Annotated in this window: 19 protein-coding genes; 17 read left to right on the top strand and 2 right to left on the bottom strand. The window is 66.3% G+C overall.

Features of this window, described 5'->3' with window-relative positions; translation table 11 throughout:
* Nucleotides 1-48 precede the first annotated feature (48 nt).
* Genes surE through IMX13_RS00510 form a run of 4 tightly spaced genes read left to right on the top strand, consistent with a single transcriptional unit; the run spans nucleotide 49 to nucleotide 2,906 of the window.
* Nucleotides 49-828: a 5'/3'-nucleotidase SurE gene (gene surE / locus IMX13_RS00525; protein WP_053519730.1), complete on the top strand. Its 780-nt coding sequence runs from the start codon at nucleotides 49-51 to the stop codon at nucleotides 826-828.
* The gene (locus IMX13_RS00520) at nucleotides 825-1,502 is read left to right on the top strand and encodes a protein-L-isoaspartate(D-aspartate) O-methyltransferase (RefSeq protein ID WP_053519731.1); all 678 of its coding nucleotides are present in this window, start codon (nucleotides 825-827) and stop codon (nucleotides 1,500-1,502) included. The genes surE and IMX13_RS00520 overlap by 4 nt, the downstream gene beginning before the upstream one ends.
* Before the next feature lie 19 nt (nucleotides 1,503-1,521).
* On the top strand, nucleotides 1,522-2,136 hold the full coding sequence (locus tag IMX13_RS00515) for a YqaA family protein (RefSeq protein ID WP_053519732.1): 615 nt from the start codon (nucleotides 1,522-1,524) through the stop codon (nucleotides 2,134-2,136).
* Nucleotides 2,133-2,906, top strand: a complete 774-nt coding sequence (locus tag IMX13_RS00510; RefSeq protein ID WP_053519733.1) for a peptidoglycan DD-metalloendopeptidase family protein — start codon at nucleotides 2,133-2,135, stop codon at nucleotides 2,904-2,906. The genes IMX13_RS00515 and IMX13_RS00510 overlap by 4 nt, the downstream gene beginning before the upstream one ends.
* Before the next feature lie 80 nt (nucleotides 2,907-2,986).
* On the opposite strand, the gene IMX13_RS00505 is transcribed toward IMX13_RS00510, so the two are convergent.
* Both IMX13_RS00505 and yhbY read right to left on the bottom strand, forming a co-directional pair.
* Complete coding sequence (locus IMX13_RS00505; RefSeq protein ID WP_053519734.1) at nucleotides 2,987-3,361, bottom strand: Mth938-like domain-containing protein; 375 nt, start codon at nucleotides 3,359-3,361, stop codon at nucleotides 2,987-2,989.
* A gap of 13 nt (nucleotides 3,362-3,374) precedes the next feature.
* Complete coding sequence (yhbY, locus tag IMX13_RS00500) at nucleotides 3,375-3,680, bottom strand: ribosome assembly RNA-binding protein YhbY (RefSeq protein WP_053519735.1); 306 nt, start codon at nucleotides 3,678-3,680, stop codon at nucleotides 3,375-3,377.
* Nucleotides 3,681-3,745: 65 nt separating this feature from the next.
* On the opposite strand from yhbY, the gene rlmE reads away from it, so the two are divergent.
* From rlmE to alaS, 13 genes are all read left to right on the top strand, one after another.
* Nucleotides 3,746-4,378, top strand: coding sequence for a 23S rRNA (uridine(2552)-2'-O)-methyltransferase RlmE (gene rlmE, locus IMX13_RS00495; RefSeq protein WP_053519736.1), 633 nt, complete (start codon nucleotides 3,746-3,748; stop codon nucleotides 4,376-4,378).
* 66 nt (nucleotides 4,379-4,444) lie between these two features.
* Entirely contained in the window at nucleotides 4,445-6,382 is a 1,938-nt protein-coding gene (gene ftsH / locus IMX13_RS00490; RefSeq protein WP_053519737.1) for an ATP-dependent zinc metalloprotease FtsH, read from the top strand.
* Nucleotides 6,383-6,485: 103 nt separating this feature from the next.
* Nucleotides 6,486-6,671: a hypothetical protein gene (locus IMX13_RS00485; protein ID WP_193395537.1), complete on the top strand. Its 186-nt coding sequence runs from the start codon at nucleotides 6,486-6,488 to the stop codon at nucleotides 6,669-6,671.
* Between the two features lie 159 nt (nucleotides 6,672-6,830).
* Nucleotides 6,831-7,727, top strand: coding sequence for a dihydropteroate synthase (gene folP, locus IMX13_RS00480; RefSeq protein ID WP_193395536.1), 897 nt, complete (start codon nucleotides 6,831-6,833; stop codon nucleotides 7,725-7,727).
* Nucleotides 7,727-8,680 carry a tRNA (adenosine(37)-N6)-dimethylallyltransferase MiaA gene (gene miaA, locus IMX13_RS00475; protein ID WP_193395535.1) on the top strand — a complete coding sequence of 318 codons (954 nt, stop codon included), beginning with the start codon at nucleotides 7,727-7,729 and terminating at the stop codon, nucleotides 8,678-8,680. The genes folP and miaA overlap by 1 nt, the downstream gene beginning before the upstream one ends.
* 96 nt (nucleotides 8,681-8,776) lie before the next feature.
* A complete protein-coding gene (gene hfq, locus IMX13_RS00470) occupies nucleotides 8,777-9,052 on the top strand; it encodes an RNA chaperone Hfq (protein ID WP_004152891.1) in 276 nt (91 codons plus the stop codon).
* Nucleotides 9,053-9,066: 14 nt separating this feature from the next.
* A complete protein-coding gene (gene hflX, locus IMX13_RS00465) occupies nucleotides 9,067-10,377 on the top strand; it encodes a ribosome rescue GTPase HflX (RefSeq protein ID WP_065174932.1) in 1,311 nt (436 codons plus the stop codon).
* Nucleotides 10,378-10,497: 120 nt separating this feature from the next.
* The gene (locus IMX13_RS00460; RefSeq protein WP_053520002.1) at nucleotides 10,498-10,992 is read left to right on the top strand and encodes a CinA family protein; all 495 of its coding nucleotides are present in this window, start codon (nucleotides 10,498-10,500) and stop codon (nucleotides 10,990-10,992) included.
* 34 nt (nucleotides 10,993-11,026) lie between these two features.
* Nucleotides 11,027-12,709, top strand: a complete 1,683-nt coding sequence (ubiB, locus tag IMX13_RS00455; protein WP_065181390.1) for a 2-polyprenylphenol 6-hydroxylase — start codon at nucleotides 11,027-11,029, stop codon at nucleotides 12,707-12,709.
* An 89-nt stretch (nucleotides 12,710-12,798) separates the two neighbouring features.
* Nucleotides 12,799-13,434, top strand: a complete 636-nt coding sequence (gene lexA, locus IMX13_RS00450; protein ID WP_074901220.1) for a transcriptional repressor LexA — start codon at nucleotides 12,799-12,801, stop codon at nucleotides 13,432-13,434.
* A 204-nt stretch (nucleotides 13,435-13,638) separates the two neighbouring features.
* Nucleotides 13,639-14,676 (top strand): recombinase RecA, encoded by a 1,038-nt coding sequence (gene recA / locus IMX13_RS00445; RefSeq protein ID WP_128990793.1) that lies wholly within the window; start codon nucleotides 13,639-13,641, stop codon nucleotides 14,674-14,676.
* Between the two features lie 110 nt (nucleotides 14,677-14,786).
* A complete protein-coding gene (gene recX / locus IMX13_RS00440) occupies nucleotides 14,787-15,281 on the top strand; it encodes a recombination regulator RecX (protein ID WP_111186069.1) in 495 nt (164 codons plus the stop codon).
* A gap of 109 nt (nucleotides 15,282-15,390) precedes the next feature.
* On the top strand, nucleotides 15,391-18,039 hold the full coding sequence (gene alaS / locus IMX13_RS00435) for an alanine--tRNA ligase (RefSeq protein ID WP_193395534.1): 2,649 nt from the start codon (nucleotides 15,391-15,393) through the stop codon (nucleotides 18,037-18,039).
* Nucleotides 18,040-18,160 lie beyond the last annotated feature (121 nt).

The raw sequence follows: 18,160 nt of genomic DNA, 5'->3' as shown, positions 1-18,160 counted from the left end.
CACGGTGACGGAATCGAATTCTTGGAAAATCAAGCGGTTAAATCGAAGATGCGAATTCTGGTCAGTAACGACGATGGCGTCGACGCCGCAGGTATCCGGATGCTTGCCTCGGTACTGCGTGACGCCGGCCACGAAGTGACGGTGGTCGCACCCGACCGCGATCGCTCAGGCGCCAGCAATTCACTGACCCTGGACCTGCCCATCCGGCTCAAGCGCATCGATCACTACACCGTGTCGGTGGCCGGCACGCCCACCGACTGCGTGCATCTGGCGCTGACCGGCCTGCTGGAGTTCGAACCCGACATTGTCGTGTCGGGCATCAACAACGCCGCCAACCTGGGTGACGACGTGATCTATTCCGGAACCGTCTCGGCGGCGATGGAGGGGCGCTTCCTCGGCCTGCCCGCGGTGGCGGTGTCCCTGGTGACCCGCAATCACGATCCCCGTCACTTCGAGACCGCGGCGCGTGCCGCCGTGGAAATCGTCGCCCGCCTCAAGGCCGACCCGCTGCCGGCGGACACCATCCTCAACGTCAACGTGCCCGACCTGCCGTGGACCGAGGTCAAGGGTTTCGAAGTCACCCGGCTGGGCAACCGCCATCGCGCCGAAGGCTGCATCCCGCAGAAGGATCCACGCGGCAACGAGGTGTACTGGATCGGTCCGGCGGGCCGCGAGCAGGACTCCGGCCCCGGCACCGACTTCCACGCGGTGCGTACCGGGCATATCTCGATCACCCCGATCCAGGTGGATCTGACCCGCTATCAGGCGCTTGAGAAAGTGGCCAGCTGGGTCGGCGGTCTTAGCGCCGCGCTGGACCAGCCGGCATGAGCCCACGCCTGCGCCTGCAACCGGAAGCCGTCGGCATCGGCATGACGTCACAGCGCGTCCGCGATCGTCTGGTCGATCGCCTGCGCGAAGCCGGCATCGTCGACGAGTCCACGCTGAACGCGATCCGGGTGGTGCCCCGCCATCTGTTCATCGACGAGGCCCTGGCCTCGCGGGCCTATGAAGACACCGCGCTGCCGATCGGCCACGGCCAGACCATCTCGCAACCCTGGGTGGTGGCCCGGATGACCGAAGCGGTCGTGCAGGTGGCGCCCAAGCGGGTGCTGGAGGTGGGGACGGGCTCCGGCTACCAGGCCGCCGTGCTTGGTGCACTGGGTCTGGAGGTCTACACCGTGGAGCGCATCGGCGACCTGCTGCGGCAGGCCCGCAAGCGGTTCCGCGCACTCGGCATGAACATCCGCACCAAGCACGATGACGGCCGTGTCGGCTGGGCCGAGCACGGCCCGTTCGATGCCATCGTCGTCACAGCTGCGGCCCCGGCGCTGGTCGACGCACTGATCGAGCAGCTGGCCGAAGGTGGCCGGCTGGTGGCGCCGGTCGGCGGTGCCAGTGCACAGTCGCTGGTGCAACTGGACCGCAGGGCCGACGGCAGCGTCGAACAGCGCGTGCTGGCACCGGTCACCTTCGTGCCGCTGCTGTCTGGCATGCTGGATTGAATCCACGGAGCAGGGTTGCATGAAGATTTTCGGACCGCTGTACGAGCGGGCGATGAAGTGGGCGGCGCACGAACGCGCGCCGACCTACCTGACGGTGCTGAGTTTTTTCGAGGCGATCATCTTTCCGGTGATGCCGGAAGTGATGCTGGCCCCGATGTGCGTGGCTCAACCCCGGCGCGGGTGGTGGTTCGCGACCCTCAGCCTGGCCGGTTCGATGGTCGGTGCCGTGGTCGGCTATGCGCTGGGTCACTTCGCATTCGAGGCGATCAAGCCGTTGTTCGAAGTGCTGGGCATGTTGCCGGCAATCGAACAGGGCATCACCACCGTGCAGGAGAAGATGGCCGAATCGCCGTGGGCGGTGTTCACGTTCCTGGTCCTGGGCGGCTTCATGCCGATCCCGATGAAGGTCTTCACGTGGGCATCGGGTATCGTCGGCGTACCGATGCCGCAGTACCTGCTGAGCATGCTGATCGGACGCGGCAAGCGCGTGTATGTGCTCGCTGCCGTGATCCGCATCGGTGGAGCGCGCGCCGAAGCGGCGCTGCGTCGCTGGATTGAACCGCTGGGCTGGATCGCCACCGCGTTGGTGGTGGTGCTGATCGCCTGGCTTGTATGGAGGTCGAAGTTCGCATGAGTGCTGATCGTCTGAGCAAGGGAGTGCGCGTCGGCGCGCTGGTGCTGCTGGTTTCCGGCCTGGCTGCCTGTGGCACTGCCACGGTGGTGCGGCCCAATGGCAGTGGTGGCGGGGCGGCGGTCACTACGCCCAAGACTTCGGTGGCCAAGCCGGGGCAGACCGTGGTCGTGCGCAAGGGCGACACGATCTACGCGCTGGCCCGCATCCACGACATCACCCCGGCCGATCTGATCGCGTGGAACAGCCTGGACAACCCGTCGACGATCTATCCGGGGCAGGTCATCCGCCTGTATCCGCCGGGGGCCAGCAGCGGCCGCGCACCGACCACCGTGGTCACCGCGCCGCGCAGCGGCGGCAGCACGGCACCGGCCACGGCACCGGCCGGTCCGGTGAAGAGCAACATCGCCTGGCGCTGGCCAGCCGATGGCGCGATCGTGGGCCGCTACGTGGCAGGCGACGCAACCAAGCAGGGCGTCGACATTGCCGGCACCAGCGGGCAGGCCGTCAAGGCCACCGCCAACGGTGTGGTGGTGTACTCGGGCGCCGGACTGGTCGGCTATGGCGAGCTGATCATCATCAAGCACAGTGACCAGTGGCTGTCGGCCTACGGCCACAACCGCAAGCGCCTGGTCAATGAGGGACAGAGCGTGAAGGCGGGTGAGCAGATTGCCGAGATGGGGCGCACCGGCGCGAATCGCGACATGCTGCACTTTGAAATCCGCTACAACGGCAAGCCGGTCGATCCGCAGCAGTACCTGCCAGCGCGCTAGCGCAGGCAGGTACGGTAGCGCCGGGCCATGCCCGGCGTACGTGCACCAAGGTAGCGCCGGGCCATGCCCGGCGGTGGTCCTCAACCTTCCAGGATGAACGCGGCCGCCACCTTGCGGCCTTCGCCGGCAAGGATGTTGAAGGTGCGCGCCGCGGCCGGGTTGTTCATCACTTCCAGGCCGATCCCGCGCGACAGGCAGGCGGCCATGACCGCAGCCGACGGAAACACCTGCCGCTCGCCGGTTCCCAGCACGATCAATGCAGGACTCAGTGCCAGCACCGGTTCCAGGTCGGCCACCGTCAGCGCCGCCGCGTCGGCGACAGGCCAATGTTCGACCAGCTGGTCCGGCGTCAGCAGAAAGCTGCTGGCCAGCACCGTGTCATTGACCTTGGCCGAGCGGCCATCGGCAGCGCGCAGGCTGTAGGCGTAATCGGGCGGCTCGTGGTTCAGCTGCATGGCGGTAGCGCGATCAGCCGCGCGGCAGCACGATCTGGCGCTGTTCCCTGCTCGGGCGATACAGCACGGCAACGTGACCGATGCGCTGTACCAGCGCACTGTCGGTGGCTTCGACGATCTCGCCGATCATCGCGTCCCGGGCCTCGCGGTCCTCGGCTGCGACCTTGACCTTGACCAGCTCGTGGCGCTCCAGCACTTCGTTCAGCTCCGCGATGAAGGCCGGGGTCACTCCCTTGCCGCCGGTCTGCAGCAGGGCCTTCAGGTCGTGGGCTTGGCCGCGCAGGAAACGGGTCTGGGAGGCGGTCAGGGCGATGGACATGCAGGAAAAGACGGTTGAATGGGGGGATCAGGGTATCATGACGGCCCCATCAGCCCCTATTTCCAATGGCAACCCGCAGCAAAAGCAGCCAGCGCTGGCTCAAGGAACACTTCTCCGACCCCTTCGTGAAGAAGGCGCAGGCCGAAGGCATGCGCTCGCGGGCGGCCTACAAGCTTGAAGAGTTGCTTGAACGTGACCGCCTGCTGAAGCGGAACATGGTCGTGGTGGACCTCGGTGCCGCCCCTGGCGGATGGTCTCAGCAGGTTCGGAGACAGATGGGCGATACCGGCCGCGTGCTGGCGCTGGACATCCTGGACATGCCGCCGCTGGCGGGCGTGGAGTTCCTTCACGGTGACTTCAGGGAAGAAGCCGTCCTATCTCAGTTCGAAGCCATGCTCGGGGACGAGCCGGTGGACCTTGTGCTGTCGGACATGGCCCCCAATAAAAGTGGCATGGACGCGGTCGACCAGCCGCGGATGATGCATCTGGCGGAGCTGGCGCTGGACTTCGCCGACAACCACCTGAAGACCGGCGGGGCGTTCCTGATCAAGCTGTTCCAGGGTGTGGGCTTTGACGACTACGTGCGTGAAATGCGCCGTCGCTACGACAAGGTCTCCATCCGCAAGCCGGAAGCGTCGCGCAAACGCTCTCCCGAGGTGTACGCCTTGGGTCAGGGCAAACGCGCCCACATGAAGTAAGCTCGCAACGTAAGTTTCAACCCCAACGCAACGCCCGCACTGAGAGGAACACCGGAGCCAATGAGGATGAACGACTTGACCAAGAACCTCCTGCTATGGGTGGTCGTCGCCGTCGTGCTGATGGTGGTCTTCCAGAGCTTCTCGCCCAAGTCCTCCGGGGCCGGTGCGCAGGGTGCGTCCTATTCGCAGTTCCTGGACCAGGTGGACAGCGGCAACGTGCAGAAGGTCGCCTTCGGCGGCGACATGCGCGGCGGCACCAGCCAGATCACCTACACCACCCGTGGTGGACAGTCGTCCACCATCACCGCGCCGTTCGATCGCGACCTGATCAACGTGCTGCGCACCAAGAACGTCGAGATCGTGCAGGAGGAGCCCTCCAGCGGCATCTCCCTGGGCGCGATCCTGATGAATTTCCTGCCGGTCATCCTGATCATCGGCTTCTGGCTGTTCATCATGCGCCAGATGCAGGGCGGCGGCGGCGGCGCCAAGGGCGCGATGTCCTTCGGCAAATCGCGCGCCAAGCTGCAGGGCGAGGACCAGATCAAGGTCACCTTCGCCGATGTCGCCGGCTGCGACGAGGCCAAGGAGGAAGTGGGCGAACTGGTCGACTTCCTGCGCGACCCGTCCAAGTTCACCAAGCTGGGCGGCAAGATTCCGCGTGGCGTGCTGATGGTCGGCCCGCCGGGTACCGGCAAGACGCTGCTGGCCAAGGCCATCGCCGGTGAGGCGAAGGTGCCGTTCTTCTCGATCTCCGGTTCGGACTTCGTGGAAATGTTCGTCGGCGTCGGCGCCAGCCGCGTGCGTGACATGTTCGAGCAGGCCAAGAAGCACGCCCCGTGCATCATCTTCATCGACGAGATCGATGCCGTCGGCCGCCACCGTGGTGCCGGCCTGGGCGGCGGCCACGACGAGCGCGAGCAGACCCTGAACCAGCTGCTGGTCGAGATGGATGGCTTCGAGGGTGGCGAAGGCGTGATCGTGATCGCCGCGACCAACCGCCCGGACGTGCTGGACCCGGCACTGCTGCGCCCGGGTCGCTTCGATCGCCAGGTGGTGGTCGGTCTGCCCGACGTGAAGGGCCGCGAGCACATCCTGAAGGTGCACATGCGCAAGCTGCCGCTGGCCGACGACGTCGAGCCGCTGGTGATCGCACGCGGTACCCCGGGCTTCTCCGGCGCGGACCTGGCCAACCTCTGCAACGAGGCAGCCCTGTTTGCCGCGCGTGGCAACGAGAAGGAAGTCCGCATGGACCACTTCGACCGTGCCCGCGACAAGATCCTGATGGGTGCCGAGCGCCGTTCGATGGCCATGAGCGAGGAGGAGAAGACCCTCACCGCCTACCACGAAGCCGGCCATGCCATCGTCGGCCGCCTGGTGCCCGAGCACGACCCGGTCTACAAGGTCACGATCATTCCGCGCGGCCGCGCCCTGGGTGTGACCATGTACCTGCCTGAGGGCGACAAGTACTCGATGAACCGCGTGGCGATCCAGTCGCAGCTGTGCTCGCTGTACGGCGGCCGCGTCGCCGAAGAGCTGATCTTCGGCACCGACAAGGTCACTACGGGTGCGTCCAACGACATCGAGCGCGCCACCAAGATGGCCCGCAACATGGTCACCAAGTGGGGCCTGTCCGAAGAACTCGGTCCGATCGCCTATGGCGAGGAGGACGACGAAGTCTTCCTGGGCCGCTCGGTGACGCAGCACAAGAGCGTGTCCAACGACACCGCGCGCCGCATTGACGAGGAAGTGCGCAACATCCTCGACAAGGCCTACGCCCGCACCACCCAGCTGCTGACCGACAACATCGACAAGCTGCACACGATGTCGCAGCTGCTGCTGCAGTACGAGACCATCGACGCGCCGCAGATCGACGCCATCATGGAAGGTCGCGAGCCGCCGCCGCCGGCGGGCTGGAACAAGTCGAACAAGGACGGTGGCAGCAACGACAAGGGCGGTGATGCCCGTCCGCTGCCGCCGATCGCCGGTCCGGCCGAATCGCACTGACGGCCCCGCCGCACGTGACATCAGACGAGGCCGGGGCAACCCGGCTTCGTCGTTTCCGGGCCCTCGGCCCACCCCGAAGAACCGATCTGACGCTGGAGCCCGCATGTCCACCCCGAAGCCCGAACCGATTTCCCACACCGTCGAGATGGTCATCGCCACCGTGGTCGGCGTGGGTGTGGGCCTGGGGGCCGACAATCTGCTGCTGGGCTGCGTGGTGGGTATTGCGGTCGGCATCGTCCTGAGCATTGCCAGGACCCTGTACGTGGACCGCAAGCGCCGCCGCCGTTGAGGGGTTTCGGCAGAGCTGACGCCCTGCAACCGGACCGGCCCCGCCTTTCATCAGCAAACCAGCTGTTGCTCTGGCTGTTGTTGTCGCCCTGGCCTCTGCGGGTGCAGGGCGCAGCCCTGCCGAACTAAACTACCCGCCGTTGTCCCTGCAGGATTGCCCATGTTCGATACCTCGCCCCAGCTCGACTGCGCCGGTCGCATCCTGCGCCTGGACCGTGCCCGGGTCATGGGCATCGTCAACGTCACCCCGGATTCGTTCTCTGACGGGGGGCACCATGACACCACGGAGGCCGCAGTCGCGCATGGCCTGAAGCTGGTGGAAGAGGGCGCCGACCTGCTCGACATCGGGGGTGAATCGACCCGTCCCGGCGCTGTACCGGTATCGGTGGAGGAAGAGCTCCGCCGCATCGTTCCGGTCATCGAGCAGCTTGCGGCGCGTACCGCCGTGCCGATCAGCATCGATACCTTCAAGCCTGAGGTGATGCGCGCGGCGGTGGCCGCCGGCGCCGGCATGATCAACGACATCTTCGGCCTGCGCCAGGACGGCGCGCTGGAAGCGGCCGCTGCGGCCAACGTGCCGGTGGTGCTGATGCACATGCAGGGCGAGCCGGGCAACATGCAGGCCGATCCGCACTACGACGACGTCGTTGCCGAAGTCCACGGGTTTCTCGTGCAGCGCCTGTTCGCCGCCGAGATGGCCGGCATCGCGAAGAAGCATCTGGTCATCGATCCGGGTTTCGGCTTCGGCAAGAACACCACGCACAACATGACCCTGTTGGCGCGTTCGGAGCGTTTTCTGGAACTGGGCGTGCCGATGCTGGCGGGCCTGTCGCGCAAGCGCAGCCTTGGCGAGCTGACCGGGCGTGACGCGCCGGCCGAGCGGGTGGCGGCGTCGGTGGCGGCGCACCTAATTGCCGTGCAGCGCGGTGCGCGTATCGTGCGTGTACATGACGTCGCCGCCACCGTCGATGCACTGAAGATCTGGCAGGCAGTGGACGCCGTGCCGGCGCCACGCGATGACACCCGGCCGACGATCAGCTGGCCGGACGAAGACTGATGGGCGTTGACCGGCGGCCGCTGGCGATTGCCGTGATGGGGCCGACCGCCAGTGGCAAGACGGCCACCGCGATCGCCCTGGCCCGGCAGCTGGATGGCGAGATCGTCAGCGTTGACTCGGCGCTGGTCTATCGCCATCTGGATATCGGTTCGGCCAAGCCCGACGTTTCCGAGCGCGCACAGGCGCCGCATCATCTGCTGGACCTGCGTGATCCGTGGCAGACCTACTCAGCGGCGGAGTTCGCCGCCGACGCCGGCCGCGTCGTCGCCGACATCGTTGCGCGTGGACGGATGCCGATCCTGGCCGGGGGCACCGGCCTGTACTTCCGCGCCCTGCTGCAGGGACTGTCCCCCATGCCGGAGGCCGACCCGGCCCTGCGCGCCACGCTGGCAGCCGAGGCCGCCGAGCGCGGTTGGGCCGCGTTGCATGCCGAACTGGCGAAGGTGGACCCCGCCGCTGCTGCCCGCATCCATGCGACAGACCCACAGCGGATCCAGCGGGCGCTGGAGGTCTATCGGCTGACGGGAACGCCGATCAGCGAGTGGCAGCGCCGGCCCGGCGTGGCGCCGCTGCCGGTACGCACCCTGAAGCTGGTCTTGGCGCCGCACGACCGGGCAATCCTGCACCGGCGGATCGAGGCCCGCTTCGATGCCATGCTGGCCCAGGGCTTCCTCGACGAAGTGCGCGATCTGCGCGCGATGCCGGAAATGGCCGCTGTCGCGGCACCGCTGGACCTGCCGGCGGTGCGTGCGGTCGGGTACCGCCAGGCTTGGGATCATCTGGACGGCCGGATCGATGCCGGCGGCTTCCGCGACAAGGCGATCTTCGCCACCAGACAGCTGGCCAAGCGGCAGCTGACCTGGCTGCGGGGTGAGCTTGATGCGCGCTGGTTCGACCCCCATATCGACCACGAGCGGCTGGCCGACGCAGTGTCGACCTTCGTCGCACGCTGAACCGCCGCCAGCCGTGTAACATCACTGTCCGGCGGGCGGCTCGGGGGCCGCGGCGGCCGCCGGCAACCCAATAAGAACAATAATCAGGAGTGAGCAATGTCCAAGGGGCAATCGCTGCAGGATCCTTTCTTGAATGCACTGCGGCGCGAGCGCGTGCCGGTTTCGGTGTACCTGGTCAACGGCATCAAGCTGCAGGGCACGATCGAGTCGTTCGATCAGTTCGTGGTCCTGCTGCGCAATACGGTCAGCCAGATGGTCTACAAGCATGCGATCTCCACCGTGGTGCCGGCACGCAATGTGAAGGTTGGGCCGGGCGGTGGTTATGTGCAGTCGGGTGAAGGTGGTCAGGCGGGTGATGAAGCAGACGAGTAAGACCGGAGCGGTGAATGTTTGACCGCTCGAAAAAGGGTGAACATGCCCTGCTGATCCAGCCGCACTTCGGCAAGCTGGAAGACGACGTGCTGGAAGAGTTCGGTGATCTGGCCCGCTCGGCAGGGGCCAGCATCGCTGCCACGATCACCGCGCGCCTGGACCGTCCCAATCCCTCGACCCTGATCGGCAGCGGCAAGCTGGATGAGATCAAGGCAGCAGCCGACGCCACCGGCGCCGATCTGGTGCTGGTCAACCATGCGCTGAGCCCCGGCCAGGAACGCAACCTGGAACGCTTTCTGGAGCGCCGGGTGATCGACCGTACCGGCTTGATCCTGGACATCTTCGCGCAGCGCGCTCACAGCCACGAAGGCAAGCTGCAGGTCGAGCTGGCGCAGCTGCGCCACCTTGCGACGCGGCTGGTGCGCGGCTGGACCCATCTGGAGCGCCAGCGCGGTGGTTCGATCGGCCTGCGCGGCCCGGGTGAAACCCAGCTGGAAACCGACCGCCGTCTGCTGCAGAAGCGGGTGGAGCAGTTGCAGAAGCGGCTGGAGAAGGTCGAAGTCCAGCGCACCCAGATGCGCCGTGCGCGCGTGCGCAGCGAACTGCCACGTGTGGCCCTGGTGGGTTACACCAATGCCGGCAAGTCGACCCTGTTCAACGCGATGACCGGCGCCGAGGCCTATGCGGCCGACCAGCTGTTCGCGACCCTGGACCCGACGGTGCGCCGCATCGCTGTGCCGGGTGGCAACGTCGTGCTGGCCGACACCGTTGGCTTCGTCCGCGACCTGCCGCACGACCTGGTGGCCGCGTTCCGCTCGACCCTGTCCGAGGCCCGCGAGGCCGATTTCCTGCTGCACGTGGTCGATGCGGCCGATCCGCACCGCGAGGAGCGCATCGCCCAGGTCGACGAGGTGCTGGCTGCGGTCGGTGCGGGTGATCTGCCGCAGCTGCTGGTGTTCAACAAGATCGACCGTATCGAGGGCGCCGAAGTGCGCCACGATGGTCAGGATGGCGTGCCGGACGAGTCGCGCCGCGAGCGGGTCTGGATCTCCGCGCGTGACGGGCAGGGCCTGGAGCTGTTGCAGGCGGTGCTGGGCAAGCGCCTGGGGTTGCAGCATGTGACCGGGGAGCTGCGCCTGCCGCCGGATGCGGGCCGCCTGCGCGCGCGCCTGCATCAGCTGGAAGTGATCCGCAGCGAGCAGGCAGACGAGGAGGGCTGGCTGCTGCAGGTCGATCTTCCGATTGCCGAAGCCGAAAAACTCGCGGCGGGCATTGATGGCGGGCCGATCCGTGCCCTGCTGCCGGAAAAGCTGCCGGAATGGTGAGATAGCGCCGCACAATCCCGGTGCGCGCCGCTGCGTAGTCGGGCGCGTACCGGCCGGGACGCGACACGCGTCTGCGATCTGCGGTACAACAGGCGGGTTCTTCACCCCACTGTCATCTCGATGTCCATCCCTACCGACGCCGACCTCAACGCCCAGGCTGCCGCACTCGGGCAGCGCCTGCAGCAGGCCTCGCTGCAGCTTGTGACGGCTGAAAGCTGCAGTGGCGGCTGGATCGCCAAGACCATGACCGACATCGCCGGTTCCTCGGCGTTCTTCGACTGCGGCATGGTGGTCTACAGCTACGAAGCCAAGCAGCGTCTGCTGGGGGTACGTGCGCAGACGCTGGAGCAGTTCGGTGCGGTGAGCCGCGAAACGGTGCTGGAGATGGTGTCCGGCGCCCTGATCAACTCCGGTGCCGGCATCGCGGTGGCGGTTACCGGCATTGCCGGTCCTGGTGGCGGCAGCCCGGACAAGCCGGTCGGCAGCGTCTGGATCGGCTGGAAGCGCCGCGGCGGATACGCCCGGGCGGAACTGTTCCAGTTCGATGGCGACCGCGAAGCCATCCGCAGGCAAACCGTCGCTGCGGCATTGCACGGTATCGACGCCCAGCTGTGACATGCTGCTGCGGTAATCGTCCGGAGCACGCATGATGTGGGAAACGCTGGGCACCGTCCGTGACCTGGGGAGGCTGCAGGAAATTGCCGCGGTCCTGATCCGTTATGGCTTCGGCGACGTGGTGCGCCGGATCGGCCTGGCCACGGTGCTGGAGCGTGCCGGGCGCCTGCTGCACTGGAACGAGGACCGCCAGCATCTGCTGCGGATGACCGCGCCGGTGCGGGTGCGCAGCGCCCTGCAGGACCTCGGTCCGACGTTCGTCAAACTCGGACAGGTGCTGGCGACCCGTGTCGATCTGCTGCCGCCGGAGTGGATCGCCGAGCTTTCCGAACTCCAGAATGCGGTACCGGCCCTTCCGTATGCGCAGATCCGCGCGCAGCTGGAGGCCGATCTGGGCGCGCCTCCGCAGCAGGTATTCGCCTTCCTCGACGAAACACCGATGGCGGCGGCCTCGCTGGCGCAGGCCCATCGCGCGCGCCTGCTGGACGGCCGCGAAGTGGTGCTGAAGGTGCGTCGTCCCGGCATCCGTGACGTGGTCGAAGCCGACCTGCGCCTGCTGGCACGGCTGGCCGAAATCGTCGAGGCGCGTCTTCCGGATCTGCGCCGTTACCGGCCGGCAGAGGTGGTGCAGCAGTTCACCGTATCGCTGCGGCGCGAACTCGATTTCGCGGCCGAATGCCGCAACGCGGAGCGCATCGCACGCAACTTTGAAGGTCGCGACGACATCCTTGTTCCCGGCGTGCATTGGCAGTGGACCTGCGAAAGCCTGAACGTGCAGGACTTCGTGGACGGCATTCCGGGCCGGGATCTTGCCGGCGTGGACGCAGCAGGGCTGGACCGTCGTGAACTGGCGCGGCGCGGTGCCAACATCGTATTGAAGATGGTGCTGGAGGACGGCAGCTTCCACGCCGATCCACACCCGGGCAACATCATCTATCTGCGTGACGGCCGCATCGGCGTGATCGACTTCGGCATGGTCGGGGCACTGTCCGAAGTGCGTCGCTTCCAGGTTGCGCAACTGCTGCACGGGCTGGTCGAACAGGACCCGCAGGGGGTGGCCGACGTCCTGCTTGACTGGGCCGGGGGCGTGGAGGTGGATGAGAACCGGCTGCAGCACGACATCAGCCAGTTCGTCGACCAGTACCGTGGCGTGCCGCTGAAGGATCTGCGCATCGGCCTGATGCTGGGCGACATCACCCAGTTGCTGCGCAGCTACAGCCTGACCCTGCCGGCCGACCTCGCCCTGATGATCAAGGCGTTCCTCACCCTGGAAGGCATGGGCCGGCAGCTCGACCCGGACTTCGACATGGCCAGTGCCGCACGCCCCTTCCTGGAGCGGGTGGTACTGCAGCGCTACGCGCCGCGGGCATTGCTCAAACGCGGCCGGCGCAGCCTGTTGGGAATGATCGACTTCGCCGGCGATCTGCCGCGCGATCTGCGCAAGCTGGTGCAGGCGGCGCGCCGCGGGCGCCTGCAGCTGAAGGTCGAGACCAGTGCGCTGCAGGGCTTTGGCGAGCAGGTGAACCGTGCGGCCAATCGCATGGTGATGGGCATCGTGACTGCAGCGCTGATCATCGGCTCATCGATCGTCATGCACAGCGTCGGTGGGGTCTCCAGCCGCTGGCTGCTGGCGCTTGGGGTTTCCGGATTCGTCGGGGCCGGTATCTGCGGCGTCTGGATCCTGTTCTCCATCTGGAGAAGTGGCAGGCACGACTGAGTGTCGTTCGCCGCGGTATCGCCCGGCATGCTTTGCCCTGTCGTGTCCGGCACTTGCAGTTCCCGCAGTTAGTAGTAATACTACTAACCATGGACCTGACCGACACCCAGCAGGCGATCCTGCAGTTGATCGCCGAGCGTATCGAGAGCGAAGGCGCGCCGCCGTCGCAGACTGAAATCGCACGTGCGTTCGGCTTCAAGGGCGTACGCGCGGCCCAGTACCACCTGGAGGCGCTGGAGCAGGCGGGAGCGATCCGCCGCATTCCCGGCCAGGCCCGGGGCATCCGCCTGGTGCAGGCTCCCCCCGTGGAGACCCTGGCCGAGCCCGGGCTGCCCGACAGCGTGCTGCGGCTGCCAGTACTGGGGCGGGTCGCCGCCGGCCTCCCTATCGGCGCGGATATCGGCTCGGACGATTTCGTGGTGCTGGACCGGGTGTTCTTTTCGCCCGCGCCGGATTACCTGCTGAAGGTGCAGGGTGACTCGATGATCGACGAAGGCATCTTCGATGGTGACCTGATCGGCGTGCACCGCACCCGCGACGCCCATTCGGGGCAGATCGTGGTGGCGCGCATCGATGATGAGATCACCGTCAAGCTGCTGAAGATCGCGAAGGACCGTATCCGGCTGTTGCCCCGGAACCCCGATTACAAGCCGATCGAAGTGCTTCCCGACCAGGACTTTTCGATCGAAGGCCTGTACTGCGGCCTGTTGCGGCCGAATCGCTGAAGCGTTCGAAGGTGCGTTACCCCGCGGTCTTTTGTGGCGATTCTCTGGTTCCACCGAGGTTGGTACGGATGTCCGATAATTCTTTTCAAAGCGCCGGGCAGAATCTCAGCCTGTGCGATACGTCCGCCTTAAAGTGAACCCATGGCAAAGAAGACCCCCAAAGACAGCACCCCCAACGAAATGACCTCTGCAAGGACCAATACGATGGACGAGAACAAGAAGCGCGCATTGGCTGCTGCTCTGGGCCAGATCGAAAAGCAGTTCGGCAAGGGCTCGGTGATGCGCATGGGCGACCGTGTGGTCGAGCCCGTCGAAGCCATCCCGACCGGTTCGCTGATGCTCGACATCGCATTGGGCATCGGGGGGCTGCCGAAGGGCCGCGTGGTGGAAATCTATGGACCGGAGTCCTCGGGCAAGACCACGCTGACGCTGCAGGCCATCGCCGAGTGCCAGAAGATGGGAGGCACCGCTGCCTTCATCGATGCCGAGCACGCTCTCGACCCGATCTATGCCGCCAAGCTTGGCGTGAACGTGGACGACCTGCTGCTGTCGCAGCCCGATACCGGTGAACAGGCATTGGAAATCGCCGACATGCTGGTCCGTTCCGGCTCGGTGGACATCCTGGTGATCGACTCGGTCGCGGCATTGACCCCGAAGGCCGAAATCGAGGGCGAGATGGGCGACCAGTTGCCGGGTCTGCAGGCCCGCCTGATGAGCCAGGCGCTGCGTAAGCTGACCGGCAACATCAAGCGCTCGAACACGCTGGTGATCTTCATCAACCAGCTGCGCATGAAGATCGGCGTGATGATGCCGGGCCAGAGCCCGGAGACCACTACAGGTGGCAATGCGCTGAAGTTCTACGCCTCGGTCCGCCTGGACATCCGCCGCATCGGTGCGATCAAGAAGGGCGATGAGATCATCGGTAACCAGACCAAGATCAAGGTCGTCAAAAACAAGCTGGCCCCGCCGTTCAAGCAGGTAATCACCGAGATCCTGTATGGCGAAGGCATCAGCCGTGAAGGTGAACTGATCGACATGGGCGTGGATGCCAAGCTGGTCGAGAAGGCCGGTGCCTGGTACAGCTATGGCGAAGAGCGCATCGGCCAGGGCAAGGACAACGCCCGCGGTTATCTGCGTGACAACCCGACCGTCGCCGCCAAGCTCGAAGCCGAGCTGCGCGAGAAATTCCAGCCGTCCGAGGCCGTCCGTGAGGACGGCGACGACGAAGGCGACGACGAGTAAGTCTTGCTGCGGGGTAGGGTGACGCCGTCAGTGACGTCGCTCTACCCCGCAGGTTCGAACCGCCCAGGATGGGCAGGGTGCCAGGGACGGCGCCACCCCTGGAGGGATTGATGTCCGACAGCGACGAACCTACCTCGACAGGCCGAAAGCGCCGGCCTCGCGAGCAGACGCCGGTGCAGCGGGCACTGGGCCTGCTGGTCCGCCGGGAGCATTCACGCAAGGAATTGACCCGCAAACTGACTGCGCGGGGTATCGAAGACGAAGCCGCGCAGGCAGCGGTCGCCAAGCTGACCGAGGCGGGGTGGCAGGACGACACCCGGTTTGCTGAGAACCTGGTACGCATGCGGGCCAACACCGGTTACGGCCCCATCCATGTGCGTGCCGAACTGGGGACCCATGGGCTGGACAGTGCCGCGATTGCCGCAGCGATGGACAGCTACGAGGGCGACTGGCAGGAGAACGCCCGTGATCTGGTCCGCCGCCGCTTTGGCGAGGCCGGCCCACAGGACCTGGCGCAGCGCCGCAAAGCGGCAGATCTGCTGGCGCGGCGGGGCTTCGACGGTGACAGCATCCGCCGTGCGACCCGCTACGACCCTGACGATTGAGACTGGCGGCGCCGGGCCTGATACCCTTTAGGTTTTCGGCGGTCCGTCGCGACCCTGGCCCAGGCGGCCGGTGGTCCGGGTCCGCCGGCCCGCAGACTGCCAGCCCCCAATGAACGCACCCGCTAAATTCACGACCTCCCAGATCCGCAGCGATTTCCTTGAATTCTTCAAGGGCAAAGGCCATACCATCGTGCCGTCGGCACCGCTGGTGCCTGGCAACGATCCGACCCTGCTGTTCACCAACTCCGGCATGGTGCAGTTCAAGGACGTGTTCCTCGGTGCCGAGAAGCGCAGCTACGTGCGCGCGGCCGATGTCCAGCGCTGCCTGCGCGCGGGTGGCAAGCACAACGATCTTGACCAGGTCGGCTACACCGCCCGCCATCACACCTTCTTTGAAATGCTGGGCAACTGGTCGTTTGGTGACTACTTCAAGAAGGACGCGATTGCGTGGGCGTGGGAGCTGCTGACCCAGGTCTGGAAGCTGCCTGCCGAGCGCCTGCTGGTGACTGTCTACCAGACCGACGACGAAGCCTACGAACTGTGGCGCGACATGGTGGGGGTGCCGGAAGAGCGCATCGTGCGGATCGGCGACAACAAGGGCGCGCCGTTCGCTTCGGACAACTTCTGGCAGATGGCCGACACCGGCCCGTGTGGTCCGTGCACCGAGATTTTCTACGACCACGGCGACCACATTGCCGGCGGTCCTCCGGGGTCGCCGGATGAGGATGGCGACCGCTTCATCGAGATCTGGAATCTCGTGTTCATGCAGTTCGACCGCCAGCCGGACGGCACTCTGGTGCCGCTGCCGGCGCCGTGCGTGGATACCGGCATGGGCCTGGAACGTCTTGCGGCGATCCTGCAGCATGTCCACACGAACTACGAGATCGACCTGTTCCAGGCTCTGATCCGCAAGGCCGCCGAGCTAACCGGTACCTCCGACCTGGAGAACAAGTCGCTGCGCGTGATTGCCGACCACATCCGCGCCTGCTCGTTCCTGATCGTCGATGGCGTCCTGCCTTCCAACGAAGGACGGGGCTATGTGCTGCGCCGTATCATCCGCCGCGCGCTGCGCCATGGTTGGATGCTGGGTGTGCGCCAGCCGTTCTTCAGCAAGCTGGTGCCGACGCTGGTTGCACAGATGGGCGAGGCCTATCCGGAGCTGCCGGCGGCAGCGGACACCGTGACCCGCGCGCTGCAGGCTGAGGAGGAGCGGTTCGCCGAGACGCTCGACGCCGGCATGAAAATCTTCGAAGACGTTGCGGCGAGGGCCGGCAATGGCGTGATCCCGGGTAGTGACGCCTTCCGCCTTTACGACACCTATGGCTTCCCCCTGGACCTGACCCAGGACATCGCCCGCGAGCGTGACCTGACGGTCGATATCGCTGGGTTCGATGCGGCGATGGAGCAGCAGCGCGAGACCGCGCGTGCCGCGGGCAAGTTCGGCGGTGGCGTGACCCTGCCGGCCGAGCTGGTGGCGACGCTCACCCCGACCGTGTTCCTGGGCTACGACCGCCTGCAGGCCGGCGACCTGACCGTGCTGGCGCTGCTCAAGGAGGGGCGTCCGGTACAGTCGGCCAGTGCCGGCGATGCCGTCATCGTCATCACCAACCAGACGCCGTTCTATGCCGAGTCCGGCGGCCAGGTCGGCGATACCGGCGTAATGACCGGCAACGGCGTGCGCCTGGCGGTGGAAGACACCCAGAAGTTCGCGGGCCAGTTCCACGGCCATGTCGGTACCCTGACCGAAGGCGACCTGAAGGTGGGCGATGTGCTGGCTGGCGAGGTCGACAGTGAGCGCCGCGGCGCCACCATCCTCAACCACTCGGCCACCCACCTGCTGCACGCGGCCCTGCGCGAAGTGCTGGGCACGCACGTGCAGCAGAAGGGCTCGCTGGTGGCGCCGGACCGCCTGCGTTTCGATTTCTCGCATTTCCAGCCGATCAGTGCCGAAGAACTGGCCGTGATCGAGCGCAAGGTCAATCAGCAGGTGCGTGCCAACAATGTTGCCGAAGTGCACTCCATGGGCATGCAGGAAGCACTCGATTTCGGCGCAATGGCACTGTTCGGAGAGAAGTACGGCGAACAGGTCCGGGTACTGAAAATGGGCGACTATTCCACCGAACTGTGTGGTGGCACCCACGTCAAGCGCACCGGTGATATCGGCCTGTTCAAGATCACCTCGGAAGGCGGTGTCTCTGCGGGCGTGCGTCGCATCGAAGCGGTCACCGGTCAGGGCGCCCTGGATTACGTCGATGCCGAAGAGGCGCGGTTGTCCGAGGCGGCCGAGCTGCTGGGTGGCAGTGCTGCCGACGTGGTCGAGAAGATCCGGGCGCTTGGCCAGCGCCAGAAGCAGCTGGAACGTGAACTGGAAGCGGTGAAGGCCAAGGTTGCCGCGGGTGCGACCGCCGACCTTTCCAGCCAGGCGGTCGAGGTCGCGGGCGTGAAGGTGCTGGCGGCCCGCCTGGAGGGCTTCGACGCCAAGGCGCTGCGCGATGCCGTGGACCGCCTGAAGCAGCAGCTGGGAGACGCGGTGATCGTGCTGGCAGGTGCCCAGGACGGCAAGGCCGCCCTGGTCGCCGGCGTGAACGGCAGTGCAACGGGCCGGGTCAAGGCCGGGGAACTGTTGTCGCATATCGCCGGTCAGATCGGGGGCAAGGGCGGCGGACGCCCGGACCTCGCCCAGGGTGGTGGCGAGGACGGGCCCGCCCTTGCCACTGCACTGGCTGCCGTCGTCGAATGGGTCAGCCCCCGCCTGTGATGAAGCCTGCCGTCCCCCTTCTTGTAGGAGCGGGACGGCTGACGGTACCATTGCGAATCTTTTCCCTTTGTCGTGGTAGCGCTTCTTGACGAAGCGTCAAGCCGGTGGGGGATACCCTTCC

Source organism: Stenotrophomonas sp. B2 (genome assembly GCF_014947095.1).
Taxonomy (GTDB): domain Bacteria; phylum Pseudomonadota; class Gammaproteobacteria; order Xanthomonadales; family Xanthomonadaceae; genus Stenotrophomonas; species Stenotrophomonas maltophilia_P.
The sequence above is the reverse complement of the archived record's forward strand: the minus strand, read 5'-3'. Positions and strand labels throughout refer to the sequence as shown.